Origin of the sequence: Acidovorax sp. CCYZU-2555, from assembly GCF_018413525.1 — a bacterium.
Taxonomy (GTDB): domain Bacteria; phylum Pseudomonadota; class Gammaproteobacteria; order Burkholderiales; family Burkholderiaceae_C; genus Comamonas.
Map to the genome: position 1 here is coordinate 39,784 of NZ_JAHCDD010000014.1, position 13,252 is coordinate 53,035.

Annotated in this window: 16 protein-coding genes and 1 tRNA gene; 12 read left to right on the forward strand and 5 right to left on the reverse strand. The window is 62.7% G+C overall.

The features are described from left to right. Nucleotides 1-9: 9 nt before the first annotated feature. From KHY18_RS07135 to KHY18_RS07155, 5 genes are all read right to left on the reverse strand, one after another. Nucleotides 10-714 carry a pilus assembly PilX family protein gene (locus KHY18_RS07135; RefSeq protein WP_213296681.1) on the reverse strand — a complete coding sequence of 235 codons (705 nt, stop codon included), beginning with the start codon at nt 712-714 and terminating at the stop codon, nt 10-12. After that, a complete protein-coding gene (locus tag KHY18_RS07140; protein ID WP_213296696.1) occupies nt 711-1,559 on the reverse strand; it encodes a PilW family protein in 849 nt (282 codons plus the stop codon). The genes KHY18_RS07135 and KHY18_RS07140 overlap by 4 nt, the downstream gene beginning before the upstream one ends. Nucleotides 1,560-1,563: 4 nt before the next feature. Continuing rightward, complete coding sequence (gene pilV / locus KHY18_RS07145) at nt 1,564-2,199, reverse strand: type IV pilus modification protein PilV (RefSeq protein ID WP_213296700.1); 636 nt, start codon at nt 2,197-2,199, stop codon at nt 1,564-1,566. Then, complete coding sequence (locus KHY18_RS07150; RefSeq protein WP_283771298.1) at nt 2,193-2,777, reverse strand: GspH/FimT family pseudopilin; 585 nt, start codon at nt 2,775-2,777, stop codon at nt 2,193-2,195. Before KHY18_RS07150 ends, pilV begins: the two co-directional genes overlap by 7 nt. Before the next feature lie 90 nt (nt 2,778-2,867). Then, nucleotides 2,868-3,155 (reverse strand): hypothetical protein, encoded by a 288-nt coding sequence (locus KHY18_RS07155; protein ID WP_213296719.1) that lies wholly within the window; start codon nt 3,153-3,155, stop codon nt 2,868-2,870. Between the two features lie 237 nt (nt 3,156-3,392). Between KHY18_RS07155 and rpsO the strand changes: the two genes are divergently transcribed. The 12 genes from rpsO to nuoF all read left to right on the forward strand — a co-directional run bounded on the left by rpsO (nt 3,393) and on the right by nuoF (nt 13,251). Further along, on the forward strand, nt 3,393-3,659 hold the full coding sequence (gene rpsO / locus KHY18_RS07160; protein WP_159914338.1) for a 30S ribosomal protein S15: 267 nt from the start codon (nt 3,393-3,395) through the stop codon (nt 3,657-3,659). A gap of 208 nt (nt 3,660-3,867) precedes the next feature. Beyond that, nucleotides 3,868-6,096 carry a polyribonucleotide nucleotidyltransferase gene (pnp, locus tag KHY18_RS07165; RefSeq protein WP_213296733.1) on the forward strand — a complete coding sequence of 743 codons (2,229 nt, stop codon included), beginning with the start codon at nt 3,868-3,870 and terminating at the stop codon, nt 6,094-6,096. Nucleotides 6,097-6,207: 111 nt separating this feature from the next. Further along, nucleotides 6,208-7,194, forward strand: coding sequence for an NAD(P)H-quinone oxidoreductase (locus KHY18_RS07170; protein WP_213296736.1), 987 nt, complete (start codon nt 6,208-6,210; stop codon nt 7,192-7,194). A 2-nt stretch (nt 7,195-7,196) separates the two neighbouring features. Beyond that, nucleotides 7,197-7,952, forward strand: coding sequence for a triose-phosphate isomerase (gene tpiA / locus KHY18_RS07175; protein ID WP_213296739.1), 756 nt, complete (start codon nt 7,197-7,199; stop codon nt 7,950-7,952). A 42-nt stretch (nt 7,953-7,994) separates the two neighbouring features. After that, nucleotides 7,995-8,360, forward strand: a complete 366-nt coding sequence (gene secG / locus KHY18_RS07180) for a preprotein translocase subunit SecG (RefSeq protein WP_213296742.1) — start codon at nt 7,995-7,997, stop codon at nt 8,358-8,360. Nucleotides 8,361-8,481: 121 nt separating this feature from the next. Continuing rightward, nucleotides 8,482-8,566 (forward strand) — tRNA-Leu (locus tag KHY18_RS07185). Nucleotides 8,567-8,645: 79 nt separating this feature from the next. Beyond that, nucleotides 8,646-9,005, forward strand: coding sequence for an NADH-quinone oxidoreductase subunit A (locus KHY18_RS07190; RefSeq protein ID WP_213296745.1), 360 nt, complete (start codon nt 8,646-8,648; stop codon nt 9,003-9,005). A 23-nt stretch (nt 9,006-9,028) separates the two neighbouring features. Continuing rightward, the gene (locus tag KHY18_RS07195; protein WP_175504774.1) at nt 9,029-9,508 is read left to right on the forward strand and encodes a NuoB/complex I 20 kDa subunit family protein; all 480 of its coding nucleotides are present in this window, start codon (nt 9,029-9,031) and stop codon (nt 9,506-9,508) included. A 10-nt stretch (nt 9,509-9,518) separates the two neighbouring features. Next, nucleotides 9,519-10,127, forward strand: coding sequence for an NADH-quinone oxidoreductase subunit C (locus KHY18_RS07200; RefSeq protein ID WP_213296759.1), 609 nt, complete (start codon nt 9,519-9,521; stop codon nt 10,125-10,127). A gap of 27 nt (nt 10,128-10,154) precedes the next feature. Further along, nucleotides 10,155-11,408, forward strand: a complete 1,254-nt coding sequence (locus tag KHY18_RS07205; protein ID WP_213296762.1) for an NADH-quinone oxidoreductase subunit D — start codon at nt 10,155-10,157, stop codon at nt 11,406-11,408. Next, the gene (nuoE, locus tag KHY18_RS07210; protein ID WP_213296765.1) at nt 11,405-11,896 is read left to right on the forward strand and encodes an NADH-quinone oxidoreductase subunit NuoE; all 492 of its coding nucleotides are present in this window, start codon (nt 11,405-11,407) and stop codon (nt 11,894-11,896) included. The genes KHY18_RS07205 and nuoE overlap by 4 nt, the downstream gene beginning before the upstream one ends. After that, nucleotides 11,893-13,251, forward strand: coding sequence for an NADH-quinone oxidoreductase subunit NuoF (gene nuoF, locus KHY18_RS07215; protein ID WP_213296768.1), 1,359 nt, complete (start codon nt 11,893-11,895; stop codon nt 13,249-13,251). The genes nuoE and nuoF overlap by 4 nt, the downstream gene beginning before the upstream one ends. Nucleotide 13,252 lies beyond the last annotated feature (1 nt).

Genomic DNA, 13,252 nt, shown 5'->3' on the forward strand with positions numbered 1-13,252 from the left:
TGCGCTCCCTCAGTCCTTGATTTTCTGCCGCGCCAGCGTCGACTGCAGCACCACCTGCGTGCCCGACTTGAGCCCCTGGGCAATGGCCGTGATGCGGTAGACCAGTGCCGGTTTCAGATTGAGATTCAGCTGCTCGGCGCGCGGGTTGTTGGTGATCAGCGCGCCCGCGCTGCTGGCATAGGGCATGACCTCGACCCAGTACCACGCGCCTTTACCGTCGCCCGTGGCCTGCAGGATGGGATTGCTGTAGTTGCCTTTTTGCGCGCCGGTGTACATGCCATAGCGTGCGCCCTGGGCGCGCATCTTCTCGAGCAGGGCCTTGTCGTTCCAGAAGTCCTGTTTGTCGATGCGCTTGGCGCAGATGCCGTCAATGCACGGCACGTTGGCCGCGGCTTCGAGCGTGGTCAGCAGCCCGACGAAATCCTTTTCCTCGGCAATGAACCAGATGTTGCCCGCAGTGCGGCAGATCTTGGTGTCGCTCGTGGGCACGCAGGCGCTGCCGTCGATGTTCTGGCCCAGAATGTCCTGTTCCGCGTCCTGCAGCATGGCCTCCGCGGCTTCGAACGCGCGTTGGTAGTCGGCGTCATTGCCGACGATCAGCTCGTTGAGCAGCGCCGTCTTGGACGCCCAGACGGTCATTAGCATCGTCAGCAGCACGACGACGATGACGATCAGCAAGGAGACGCCGCGCTGGCGTTGGCGCAAGGAAGTCATGGCGGTGGAATGCTGGGGCGGCCCTGGCTGCGGATCTGGTAGGTATTGCGAAACACCATGCGCAGCCGGCTGCCGCGCGCGACGGTCTGGTTGGCGCAGTTCACGTACTGGGTGGCGCCGGTGTCGGTCTGGTTTTCCGTGCCTTCCATTTCGAGGCAGATCTCGACCGCATAGATGCGCGGCCAGGCATCGGCGGCGACTGCTTCGGCCGTGCGGTACTGCATGGTGGGAAGGCCGGTGGCGACATTGGCCTGCTGTTCAACGAAGCGCACGCGGAAATCGGCCACATTGGCGATCACGGGCTGGCTCACGTCATTGGTGCCCGCGCAGCGCAGCTCGCCGCTGGTCGCGCCCGCGGCCTTCTCCAGCACGAAGCCGCTGCGCAGGGCGCTGGCCGACGGCGCCTGGCCCAGGCAATCGCGGAACATCGACTGTTGCGTCGCGCTGCCGACCACGTTTTCGTTGTAGTTCTGGTAACCGAGCACCAGCTGGTATTCGTTCTTTCCCGGAGCGCTTTTTCCGCCCACCGTTGTGATCCCCTTGGGCACTTCGAACGCCACGTTGTCGCCGGGGTCTATGGGCTGCGTGCCCTCCTTGGCGATCGCCAGGTTCAGGCGCACCGAGCCTGCCTGGCGCGCCTGCTGGCCTATGCTGCGAAATGCCTGCGCCGCCTGTTGCTGCAGCTGGCTCGCATCGTTGACCGTGCCCGACACCTGGCGCGATATCACCAGTGTGCCTATGGCCACCGAGATGGTCAGCAAGCCTATGGTCAGCCCGACCAGCAGCTCGATCATGCTCAGACCGTACTGGCGCTGCGGGCGGCGGATGTGGTGCAGGTTGCGCATGGCGTCAGCCCGGGCAGATGGCAAGGCTGGCGCTCGCCGCGCCCGCGCTGTAAGGCAGGCAGCGCGCGCTGGGTTGGATGTACTGCAGATGGCAGCTTCGGTCGGGCGGGCAGACGGGCTTGTTGGCGCCCGTGGCCACGGGCTGCAGCACTGCGCGGTACGTGGCCTGCTCGGTCTTGTCTGCGGCGGAGCTGCCCGAGGGCAGCTTTTCGTTCTCGCGCCAGCTGATCATCACGCCCAGCTGTCGGCGGTTGGCATTGTTGGTTTCGTCGGCCGCCAGGAATATGGTGGCATCGCCCAGCGGCAGCGTTTGCTGGACATTGGCCAGCCACAGGTTTCTGTCGTCGGTCGCCAGATTGGCGCTGGTGCAGGCGGCAGCCGCGCAGTTGCCGGCCTTGGGCGGCTTGCTGTCCCAGGCTACGACATATTGGTTGAGTTCGGCCAGGCCACGCGGGTTCATGCGTATGCGTTCGCTCAGGTCTTCGATCATGCGCACCGCCTGGGCACGCCGCACGCTGGTCTGGCTGTCGGCCAGCGTGCGCATCTGCACGCCCAGGATGCCGAGCACGCCCAGCGCCATGACCACGATGGCGGCCAGGGACTCGATGAGCGTGATGCCGCGCTGGTGGCGTTTCAGCATGTCGCACCTGCTTTCCAGTTGATGCGCCCGCCTGCGGAAACGCACAGCGTGCGCGCGGCTTTGGAGTCCGTTCCTTCCGCGTAGGGGTAGACGATGAAGCTCTTGGCGTTGATGCCGTCCATGTTGCCCCAACGGTTGATGGCGATGGTGTCGGCGTCGCTTCCCGCGGCTCCGAGGACATGCGTCACGCCCATTCCCGCAGGCACGCGCGCATTGAGCAGCACTTCCTCTCCCTGGGTGTATCTGCCGTTGCCGTCGCTGTCGACAAACAGCCGCCAGCCGCAGCCCCAGTCGATGGTCCGGGGAGCGGTCACGCAGTTGTCGGTGGTGTTATCCATCTTTTGGATCACCACGTTTCCGCCGCGCTTGATGGCTTCGGTGCGCCCCAGCCGTATGACGTCGGTCACCGCGCCTTCTGCCTGCCGCACGCGCCAGCGGTCGAGCAAAGGCTTGAAGGAGGGCACGGCCAGCGTCGTCAGCAGCGCCACGATCGACAGGGTCACGAGAATTTCGACCAAAGTCAGCCCTGCCGCACGGCGCCGGCAAACAGTTGCTGGGCAGGAAGATCGGACCTTCATGCTTGCACTTCAGCACACAAAGCCATCCTCTTCCAGCAGATTGACGACAGGCGGCAGGATGCATCCGACCAGCGGAGCGAACCACCCGCGTCAGCGGCGTTGACCGGCGCCGCGCGGGCGCGCCGCTGCCGCAGCTGCGTAACCCAGGCAGGCGCCCGCATTGGGCAGGCCGCGGCACTCGCGTGTGAGGCGCCGGTCGCGCTGCGCCTGGCTCTCTTCCGAAGGGCTGGGCAGGTGCAGGATGCGGGGCTTGCGCCGGCTTGGCGGTTGGCGACGTTCGGTATCTTGCGCGCTGGCGCCGGTCGCTGGCGCAGCCGCCGCAGCATCGCCCAGGAACAGCACCAGTGCGACTGCGCCCAGGATCATCGTGGAAGGCATGGCAGGCCTTTCAATGGAAAAAACGGACGGCGAAAATTCTGCGCCGCCGCCGCAGGCCTCAGGGCAATCGACCCTGACCGCATCGGGCAAAGCACCAGTCCGTTGATGGCCGAAAATGCAGCGCGCTATAATCGCGGGGTTTTGCATGGTGCAAGACGCACGCCGATGGCCGTTCCAGCCGCCGGCGCAAGTCATCAAGGGGCGCGTTCGCGCTGCTCCACATACAGGAAAAAACAAATGATCGCATCCTCTATCAAGGCCGAAGTTGTCAAGGCCAATGCCCGTGCTGAAAACGACACTGGCAGCCCAGAAGTGCAAGTCGCGCTGCTGACCGCTCGCATCAACGAACTGACCCCCCACTTCAAGCAACACGCCAAGGACCACCACGGTCGTCGCGGCCTGCTGCGCATGGTGAGCCGTCGTCGTAAGCTGCTGGACTACCTCAAGTCCCGCGATGCAGACCGTTACACCGCGCTGATCGCCAAGCTGGGCCTGCGTAAGTAAATTGAGTCAGAGATAAAAACGCCTGAGTTAGCCTGCTAGCTCAGGCGTTTTTTACTTCGGAGGATGGATAACAGAGCGAAGCTATGTCATTCCAACAGCCCTGTGCGGGGTCCGCAAGGTACTGGTCTGCTGGAATGGCATCGTGTTCTGAATTGTCCTCCAAACTATTGCTGGCTATGAATAGCTAGCTATTAATCTAGGAGCGAATATGAGCATTTTCAACAAAGTGACCAAGACTTTCCAATGGGGCCAGCACACGGTCACTCTGGAAACCGGCGAAATCGCACGCCAGGCATCCGGCGCGGTGCTGGTCAACATCGACGACACCGTGGTGTTGGCGACGGTCGTGGCTTCGAAGAAGGCCAAGTCGGGCCAGGATTTCTTCCCCCTGACCGTGGACTACATTGAGAAGACATACGCCGCAGGCAAGATCCCCGGCAGCTTCTTCAAGCGCGAAGCCAAGCCCAGCGAACACGAAACGCTGACCAGCCGCCTGATCGATCGCCCGATCCGTCCGCTGTTCCCCGAAGGTTTCTACAACGACGTGCATGTGGTGATCCACACCGTGTCGCTGAACCCTGAAGTCGACGCCGACATCGCCGCGCTGATCGCCTCTTCGGCCGCGCTGGCCATTTCGGGCATTCCTTTCAGCGGCCCCATCGGTGCAGCCCGCGTGGGTTACATCAATGGCGAGTACGTGCTCAACCCCGGCCAGACGCAGCGCAAGGGCTCGCAGATGGACCTGATCGTTGCCGGCACCGAAGCCGCCGTGCTGATGGTCGAGTCCGAAGCCCAGCAGCTGTCGGAAGAACTGATGCTGGGTGCCGTGGTCTTCGGCCACGAGCAAAGCCGCATCGCCATCAACGCCATCCATGAACTGGTGCGCGACGCCGGCAAGCCCGTCTGGGACTGGCAAGCGCCTGCCAAGGACGAGCCGCTGATCGCCCAAGTCGGTGCCCTGGGTGAAGAAGCCCTGCGCAGCGCCTACCAGATCCGCAACAAGCAAAGCCGCACGCACGCTTGCCGCGATGCCTACGCCACGGTCAAGGCCGGTCTCACGGCGCAAGGCGTGGTGTTCGACGAAGTCAAGGTCGAAGGCATGCTGTTCGACATCGAAGCACGCATCGTGCGCAGCCAGATCCTGGCCGGCGAGCCGCGCATCGACGGCCGTGACACACGCACCGTGCGTCCCATCGAAATCCGCAACTCGCTGCTGCCCCGCACCCACGGTTCGGCCCTGTTCACGCGTGGCGAAACCCAGGCGCTGGTCGTGGCCACGCTGGGCACGGAACGCGACGCACAGCGCATCGACGCGCTGGCCGGCGAGTACGAAGACCGCTTCATGATGCACTACAACATGCCTCCCTTCGCCACCGGCGAAGTCGGTCGCATGGGTTCGACCAAGCGCCGCGAAATCGGCCACGGCCGTCTGGCCAAGCGCGCGCTGATCGCCGTGCTGCCCACCAAGGAAGAATTCCCCTACACCATGCGTGTGGTGTCGGAAATCACCGAGTCCAACGGCTCCTCGTCGATGGCTTCGGTCTGCGGCGGCTGCCTGGCACTGATGGACGCCGGTGTGCCTATGAAGGCCCACGTGGCCGGCATCGCCATGGGTCTGATCAAGGAAGAAAACCGCTTCGCCGTGCTGACCGACATCCTGGGTGACGAAGATCACCTGGGTGACATGGACTTCAAGGTGGCCGGCACGACCAACGGCATCACCGCGCTGCAGATGGACATCAAGATCCAGGGCATCACCAAGGAAATCATGCAGGTCGCACTGGCCCAGGCCAAGGAAGCCCGCATGCACATCCTGGGCGCAATGCAGGAAGCCATGGGCGAAGCCAAGACCGAAGTCTCGAACTTCGCTCCCAAGCTGTACACCATGAAGATCAACCCCGAGAAGATCCGTGACGTGATCGGCAAGGGTGGTTCGGTGATCCGCGCGCTGACCGAAGAGACCGGCTGCCAGATCAACATCGACGAAGACGGCACGATCACCATCGCCGCGACCGAAGCCGCCAAGGCCGACGAAGCCAAGAAGCGCATCGAGCAGATCACTGCAGAAGTCGAAATCGGCAAGGTCTACGAAGGTCCCGTGACCAAGATCCTCGACTTCGGCGCACTGATCAATCTGCTGCCCGGCAAGGACGGCCTGCTGCACATCAGCCAGATCGCCCACGAGCGCGTCGAGAACGTCAATGACTACCTGCGTGAAGGCCAGATCGTCAAGGTCAAGGTCATGGAAACCGACGAAAAGGGCCGCGTCAAGCTGTCCATGAAGGCCCTGGCCGAGCGTCCCGCAGGCGAGCAGCGCAGCGATCGTCCGGCTCCCGCCGAGCGCCGCGAGCCGCGCGAACCCCGTGGTGATTCGCGCGAACAGCGTGAGCCCCGCGCTCCGCGTGCCAACGACCAGCAGCAGCAACAGCAGCAATAAACCGCTGCTCCGCTGAGAAATCGGCCTCCGTAATGGGAGGCCGATTTTTTGGTTTCTGCCAGGCCTGCAGTTGGCTGCCTGATTTCCTTTCCCTTTTTCGTGAGATTTCCCATGCGCGCTGTCGAAATCACATCCCCCGGAGGCCCTGAGGTTCTGCGGCTGACCGAGCATCCGGCCCCTGTGGCCGGTGCTGGCGAGTTGCTGATCCGGGTTGCGGCTAGCGGCATCAACCGCCCCGACGTCCTGCAGCGCAAGGGCCGTTACGCTCCGCCTCCAGGCACTTCGGAGCTGCCCGGCCTCGAAGTCGCTGGCGTGGTCGAAAGCGGCGATGCCCAGGCCATGGCGGCTGCGGGCATCGCGGTCGGCGACCGTGTCTGCGCGCTCGTCGCCGGTGGTGGTTACGCCGAGTATTGCGTCGCTCCCGTGGCGCAATGCCTGCCCGTGCCCAAGGGACTGTCCGATGTCGAGGCCGCTTCGCTGCCCGAAACCTACTTCACGGTGTGGAGCAACGTGTTCCAGCGCGGCGCGCTGCAACCGGGCGAAACGCTGCTGGTGCAGGGCGGCAGCAGCGGCATAGGCGTGACCGCGATCCAGCTGGCGCTGGCCTGGGGTGCGAAAGTGATCGTCACTGCGGGCACCGATGCCAAGTGCGACAACTGCCTGGCGCTGGGCGCGCAGCACGCGATCAACTACAACACCCAGGACTTCGCGGCCGAAGTAATGCGCATCACCGAAGGCCAGGGCGTGGACGTGATCCTCGACATGGTTGGTGGCGACTATGTGGCGCGTGAAGTCGGCTGTCTCGCGGAAGACGGGCGTCTGGTGATCATTGCAGTGCAGGGCGGCGTCAAGGCGCAGTTCGATGCGAGCCTGGTCCTGCGCCGGCGCCTCGTGATCACGGGCTCGACGCTGCGTCCGCGCCCCGTGGCCTTCAAGGGCGCAATCGCCAAGGCCTTGCGCGAAAATGTCTGGCCCTGGCTGGAATCGGGCAAGGTGCGCCCGGTGATCTTTCGCCAATTCGCCGCCGAGCAAGCCGTGCAGTCGCATGCGCTGATGGAATCGAGCGAGCACACCGGAAAAATCGTTTTGACATGGTAACCATGAAGAAAAAACTCATCGTCGGAAACTGGAAAATGAACGGCAGCCTGGCTGCCAATGCCGCACTGATCGCCGCGCTCAAGGACGGCCTGGCGGCGCAGGCGGCAGATGCCGGCTGCGGCGTCGCGGTCGCCGTGCCCGCGCCATATCTGGCGCAGGTGCAGGCGCTGGTCGAAGGCAGCCGCATCGCGCTCGCGTCGCAAGACGTCTCGCAGCATGCGGTCGGTGCCTATACCGGCGAGACTTCGGTCGAAATGTTGCGTGAATTCGGCGTGCGCTATACGCTGGTGGGGCATTCCGAACGCCGCCAGTACCATGGCGAAACCGATGCCGTGGTGGCCGCCAAGGCCCAGCGTGCGCTGGCCGCGGGCATCACGCCCATCGTCTGCGTCGGTGAGACGCTTGCCGAGCGTGAAACCGGTGAAACCGAAAATGTGGTCAAGCGCCAGCTCGCTGCCGTGGTGCACGCGGTCGGTCATTGCGTGACCGAACTGGTCGTGGCTTACGAGCCCGTCTGGGCCATTGGCACCGGTCGCACGGCAACGCCCGAGCAGGCACAGGAAGTGCATGCCGTGCTGCGCGCCCAGCTGGCTGCGGCGACGACCCATGCGCAAGACATTGCCTTGTTGTATGGCGGCAGCATGAACGCGGCCAATGCCGCGCAGCTGCTGGCCCAGCCCGATATCGATGGTGGTCTGGTGGGCGGTGCGGCGCTCAAGGCCGCCGATTTTCTGCAGATCATTGCCGCCGCCGACTGAGGCGCGCTGCACTTTAATTGTTTAGTTGAGGAGTTGAAAAAAATGAATGCATTTGCAAGCGTGATCCTGGCCATCCAGATGTTGACCGCACTGGCCATGATCGGTCTGATCCTGATCCAGCACGGCAAGGGTGCCGACATGGGCGCGTCGTTTGGCGGCGGCAGCTCGGGCAGCCTGTTCGGTGCTTCGGGCAGTGCGAACTTCCTGTCGCGCACCACCGGCATCCTGGCCGCGGTGTTCTTCGTGGCGACGCTGGCCCTGGCCTATATCGGCAACCATCGTGCTCCGACCGCAGGCAGCGTGCTCGAAGGCGCGGCCGTGAGCGTGCCCGTTCCTGCGGCCGGCGATGCGCCTGCCGTGGTGCCCGCAGCCCCGGCTGAAGGCGCGGCGCAGATCCCGACCAAGTAATTTGAAAAATCTGAGAAATCTCTTTTACTAGGGGTTTTTCAGAGTAGAATACTTAGATTGTCCGGGAGGTCAAAGTCTTACAAGACACCTCTAGCTTCCCGGAAAAAAAGATTGAGACGAAGCCGTCGTGGTGAAATTGGTAGACACGCTATCTTGAGGGGGTAGTGGCGAAAGCTGTGCGAGTTCGAGTCTCGCCGACGGCACCATAATATATACAAAAGCCTGCCCAGATGATCAGGCTGTGATCGTGACTGGGCGTGCCTTTGATGAAGGTGTGAGCCCCAGATGAACATCGATCAGTATCTCCCCGTTCTTCTGTTCATCCTGGTGGGTGCATCCATCGGCATCCTGCCTCTGGCATTGGGCTATCTGCTTGGCCCCAATCGTCCGGACGATGCCAAGAACTCCCCTTACGAATGTGGCTTCGAGGCCTTTGAAGACGCGCGAATGAAATTCGACGTGCGCTACTACCTCGTGGCCATCCTGTTCATCCTGTTTGATTTGGAAATCGCTTTTCTCCTTCCTTGGGCAGTGTCGCTTCAAGAAGTGGGTCTCGCAGGTTTCGCCGCTGTTGTGATCTTTCTGGCCATTCTGGTCGTCGGCTTTGCCTACGAGTGGAAAAAAGGTGCGCTGGACTGGGAATGACCGGTATTCAATAAGGAAACACGATGATCGAAGGCGTGATGAAGGAAGGCTTCATCACCACGAGCTATGACTCCGTGGTGAATTGGGCCAAGACCGGTTCGCTCTGGCCCATGACCTTTGGTCTGGCCTGCTGTGCGGTTGAAATGATGCATACCGCCGCGGCGCGCTATGACCTCGGCCGTTTCGGCGCCGAAGTGTTCCGCGCCAGCCCGCGACAATCTGACTTGATGATTGTTGCCGGTACGCTGTGCAACAAGATGGCTCCGGCCCTGCGCAAGGTTTACGACCAGATGTCGGAACCGCGCTGGGTCATCTCCATGGGATCTTGCGCAAATGGTGGTGGTTACTACCATTACAGCTATTCCGTGGTGCGCGGTTGCGACCGCATTGTCCCTGTGGATGTCTATGTGCCCGGTTGCCCGCCAACCGCCGAAGCACTGATCTACGGGATCATCCAGCTGCAGCAGAAGATTCGCCGCACCCATACCATCGCCCGCGTTTAAAGGCTCGATGATGACCGCAATTGCAATTCAGCCCGAAAAACTTCGGGATCTGGTGGCTGCTGCTTTGGGCGATCGCGCCCGCAGCGTGACCGTGGCCCTGGGTGAAGTGACCGTGGAAGTGGCCGCAGCGCATTACCTGCAGGCCATGTCGGTGCTCAAAGACCATGCCGACTGCCGTTTCGAGCAGCTGATCGACCTGTGTGGCATCGACTACTCGGCCTATGCCGAAGTCGGCCGCGACGGCCTGCGTTATGCCGCAGTGTCGCACCTGCTGTCGGTGAGCCTGAACCAGCGCGTTCGCGTGCGCGTGTTCTGCCCCGATGACGATTTCCCGGTCGTGGCTTCGGTCAGCGATCTGTGGAATTCCGCCAACTGGTTCGAGCGCGAAGCCTTCGACCTGTTCGGCATCGTCTTCGACGGCCACAACGATCTGCGCCGCATCCTGACCGACTACGGTTTCATCGGTCACCCGTTCCGCAAGGATTTCCCGCTGTCCGGCCATGTCGAAATGCGCTACGACGCCGAACAGCGCCGTGTGGTGTACCAGCCCGTCAGCATCGAGCCGCGTGAAATCACGCCGCGCATCATCCGCGAAGAGAAGTACGGAGGCCTGCATTGAGATGCTTTGCATCTTGAGTAGACGCACATGGCTGAAATCAAAAATTATTCCCTGAACTTTGGACCGCAGCACCCGGCAGCGCACGGCGTGCTGCGCCTGGTGCTTGAGCTCGACGGCGAAGTGGTGCAACGCGCCGATCCGCACATCGGCCTGCTGCACCGCGCGACCGAAAAGCTCGCCGAGCACAAGACCTACATCCAGTCGCTGCCCTATATGGACCGACTGGATTACGTGTCCATGATGTCCAACGAGCACGCGTATTGCCTCGCCATCGAGAAGCTGCTGGGCCTCGAAGTGCCCAAGCGCGCGCAGTACATCCGCGTGATGTTCGCCGAAATCACGCGCCTGCTGAACCACCTGATGTGGCTCGGTTCGCACGGCAATGACTGCGGCAGCTCGACCATCCTGATCTACACGTTCCGTGAACGCGAAGACCTGATGGACATGTACGAAGCGGTCTCGGGCGCGCGCATGCACGCCGCCTACTTCCGTCCGGGTGGCGTCTATCGCGACCTGCCCGAAAGCATGGCGCAATACAAGGTCAGCAAGGTCAAGAACGCCAAGGCGATCGAACAGCTGAACACCAACCGCCAGGGCTCGCTGCTCGATTTCATCGACGACTTCACGCAGCGCTTCCCCAAGTGCGTGGACGAATACGAAACCCTGCTGACCGAGAACCGCATCTGGAAGCAGCGCACCGTGGGCATCGGCGTCGTGACGCCCGAGCGCGCGCTGAACCTGGGCATGACCGGCCCCATGCTGCGTGGTTCGGGCATTGCCTGGGATCTGCGCAAGACCCAGCCGTACGAAGTCTATGCCGACATGGATTTCGACGTGCCCGTGGGCGTGACCGGCGACTGCTACGACCGCTATCTGGTGCGCGTGGCTGAAATGCGCGAGTCCAACCGCATCATCAAGCAGTGCGTCGACTGGCTGCGCGCCAACCCCGGTCCGGTCATCACCGACAACCACAAGGTGGCGCCGCCATCGCGTGAGTCGATGAAGTCCAACATGGAAGAGCTGATCCACCATTTCAAGCTGTTCACCGAAGGCTTCCACGTACCCGAAGGCGAAGCCTATGCGTGCGTCGAGCATCCCAAGGGCGAGTTCGGCATCTATCTGGTGAGTGACGGCGCCAACAAGCCCTACCGCCTGAAGATCCGCGCGCCCGGCTTCGCCCATCTGGCGACGCTCGATGAGATGGCCCGCGGCCACATGATTGCCGATGCCGTGGCAATCATCGGCACCATGGATATCGTGTTCGGAGAGATTGACCGATGATGACTGAAGCGACTAAAGCGCGCTTTGCGCGCGAGGTGGCCAAGTACCCGGCCGACCAGAAACAATCGGCTGTGATGGCCTGTCTGTCCATCGTCCAGCAGGAAGAGGGCTGGGTCAGCGCCGAGAACGAGGCCATCATTGCCGAGTACCTGGGCATGCCCCAGATCGCCGTGCATGAAGTGACCACGTTCTACAACATGTACAACCAGCAGCCCACAGGCAAGTACAAGCTCAACGTTTGTACCAACCTGCCGTGCCAGCTGCGCGATGGCTACAAGGCCTTGCACCACCTCGAATCCAAGCTGGGCATCAAGATGGGCGAGACCACGTCCGACGGCATGTTCACGCTGCAGCAGTCCGAGTGCCTGGGCGCCTGCGCCGACTCGCCGGTAATGCTGGTCAATGACCGCTGCATGTGCAGCTTCATGACCAACGACAAGCTCGACGAGCTGGTCGACGGCCTGCGCGCCGCGGAAGGTCAAGCATGAGCCAGGCAGCACAAGACGTTCTCGCCCGCTTTGCATCGTCGGGCAACGAGACCTGCTTCCACGACCGCCACATCGAGCCGCAAATCTATGCGGGTCTCGACGGCAGCAACTGGTCGCTCAAGGACTATGTCGCGCGCGGCGGCTACGAAGCCCTGCGCAAGATCCTGGCCCAGGACGGCGGCGAAGGCCTGACCCAGGACCAGGTGATTGCCACCGTGAAGGAATCGGGTCTGCGCGGCCGCGGCGGCGCGGGCTTCCCCACGGGCCTGAAGTGGAGCTTCATGCCCCGCCAGTTCCCCGGTCAGAAGCACCTGGTGTGCAACTCGGACGAAGGCGAACCCGGTACCTGCAAGGACCGCGACATCCTGATGTTCAACCCGCACATCGTGATCGAAGGCATGGCCATCGCGGCCTATGCCATGGGCATCACGCTGGGTTACAACTACATCCACGGCGAAATCTTCGAGGTCTATGACCGCTTCGAAGCCGCGCTGGAAGAAGCGCGCGCAGCGGGCTTCCTCGGCGACAACATCATGGGCAGCGCGTTCAGCTTCGAGCTGCACGCCCACCATGGTTTCGGCGCCTACATCTGCGGTGAAGAAACCGCGCTGCTCGAGTCGCTCGAAGGCAAGAAGGGCCAGCCCCGCTTCAAGCCGCCGTTCCCCGCGAGCTTCGGTCTGTACGGCAAGCCGACGACCATCAACAACACCGAGACCTTCGCGGCCGTGCCCTGGATCATCCGCAATGGCGGTCAGGCCTACCTCGAATGCGGCAAGCCCAACAACGGCGGCACCAAGATCTATTCGGTCAGCGGTGACGTCGAGATGCCGGGCAACTACGAAGTGCCCATGGGCACGCCGTTCTCCAAGCTGCTCGAGCTCGCCGGTGGCGTGCGCAAGGGTCGCACGCTCAAGGCCGTGATCCCCGGCGGCTCGTCGTCGCCCGTGCTGCCTGCCGACGTGATCATGCAGTGCACGATGGATTACGACTCGATCGCCAAGGCCGGCTCCATGCTGGGCTCGGGCGCCGTGATCGTCATGGACGACTCGCGCGACATGGTCGAGTGCCTGCTGCGCCTGTCGTACTTCTATTCGCATGAGTCCTGCGGCCAGTGCACGCCTTGCCGTGAAGGCACGGGCTGGCTGTGGCGCGTGGTCCACCGCATTCAGAACGGCCAAGGCCGGCCTGAGGATATCGAGCTGTTGGACTCGGTGTCCGTGAACATCATGGGGCGCACGATCTGTGCGCTGGGCGATGCGGCAGCGATGCCGGTGCGCGCCATGATCAAGCATTTCCGCCCAGAGTTTGAAGCGAAGATCCAGAGCGCTTCCAAACAGACCGCCACGGCGGCCTGAT

Bases quoted from the DNA above. Each gene is read 5' to 3' on its own strand.
- nuoF (WP_213296768.1), top strand. From the start codon at position 11,893: ATGAGCCAGGCAGCACAAGACGTTCTCGCCCGCTTTGCATCGTCGGGC.
- KHY18_RS07205 (WP_213296762.1), top strand. From the start codon at position 10,155: ATGGCTGAAATCAAAAATTATTCCCTGAACTTTGGACCGCAGCACCCG.
- pilV (WP_213296700.1), bottom strand. From the start codon at position 2,199: ATGCTGAAACGCCACCAGCGCGGCATCACGCTCATCGAGTCCCTGGCC.
- pnp (WP_213296733.1), top strand. From the start codon at position 3,868: ATGAGCATTTTCAACAAAGTGACCAAGACTTTCCAATGGGGCCAGCAC.
- KHY18_RS07135 (WP_213296681.1), bottom strand. From the start codon at position 714: ATGACTTCCTTGCGCCAACGCCAGCGCGGCGTCTCCTTGCTGATCGTC.
- KHY18_RS07200 (WP_213296759.1), top strand. From the start codon at position 9,519: ATGACCGCAATTGCAATTCAGCCCGAAAAACTTCGGGATCTGGTGGCT.
- KHY18_RS07190 (WP_213296745.1), top strand. From the start codon at position 8,646: ATGAACATCGATCAGTATCTCCCCGTTCTTCTGTTCATCCTGGTGGGT.
- secG (WP_213296742.1), top strand. From the start codon at position 7,995: ATGAATGCATTTGCAAGCGTGATCCTGGCCATCCAGATGTTGACCGCA.
- nuoE (WP_213296765.1), top strand. From the start codon at position 11,405: ATGATGACTGAAGCGACTAAAGCGCGCTTTGCGCGCGAGGTGGCCAAG.
- KHY18_RS07195 (WP_175504774.1), top strand. From the start codon at position 9,029: ATGATCGAAGGCGTGATGAAGGAAGGCTTCATCACCACGAGCTATGAC.
- tpiA (WP_213296739.1), top strand. From the start codon at position 7,197: ATGAAGAAAAAACTCATCGTCGGAAACTGGAAAATGAACGGCAGCCTG.
- KHY18_RS07140 (WP_213296696.1), bottom strand. From the start codon at position 1,559: ATGCGCAACCTGCACCACATCCGCCGCCCGCAGCGCCAGTACGGTCTG.
- KHY18_RS07155 (WP_213296719.1), bottom strand. From the start codon at position 3,155: ATGCCTTCCACGATGATCCTGGGCGCAGTCGCACTGGTGCTGTTCCTG.
- KHY18_RS07170 (WP_213296736.1), top strand. From the start codon at position 6,208: ATGCGCGCTGTCGAAATCACATCCCCCGGAGGCCCTGAGGTTCTGCGG.
- rpsO (WP_159914338.1), top strand. From the start codon at position 3,393: ATGATCGCATCCTCTATCAAGGCCGAAGTTGTCAAGGCCAATGCCCGT.
- KHY18_RS07150 (WP_283771298.1), bottom strand. From the start codon at position 2,777: ATGAAGGTCCGATCTTCCTGCCCAGCAACTGTTTGCCGGCGCCGTGCG.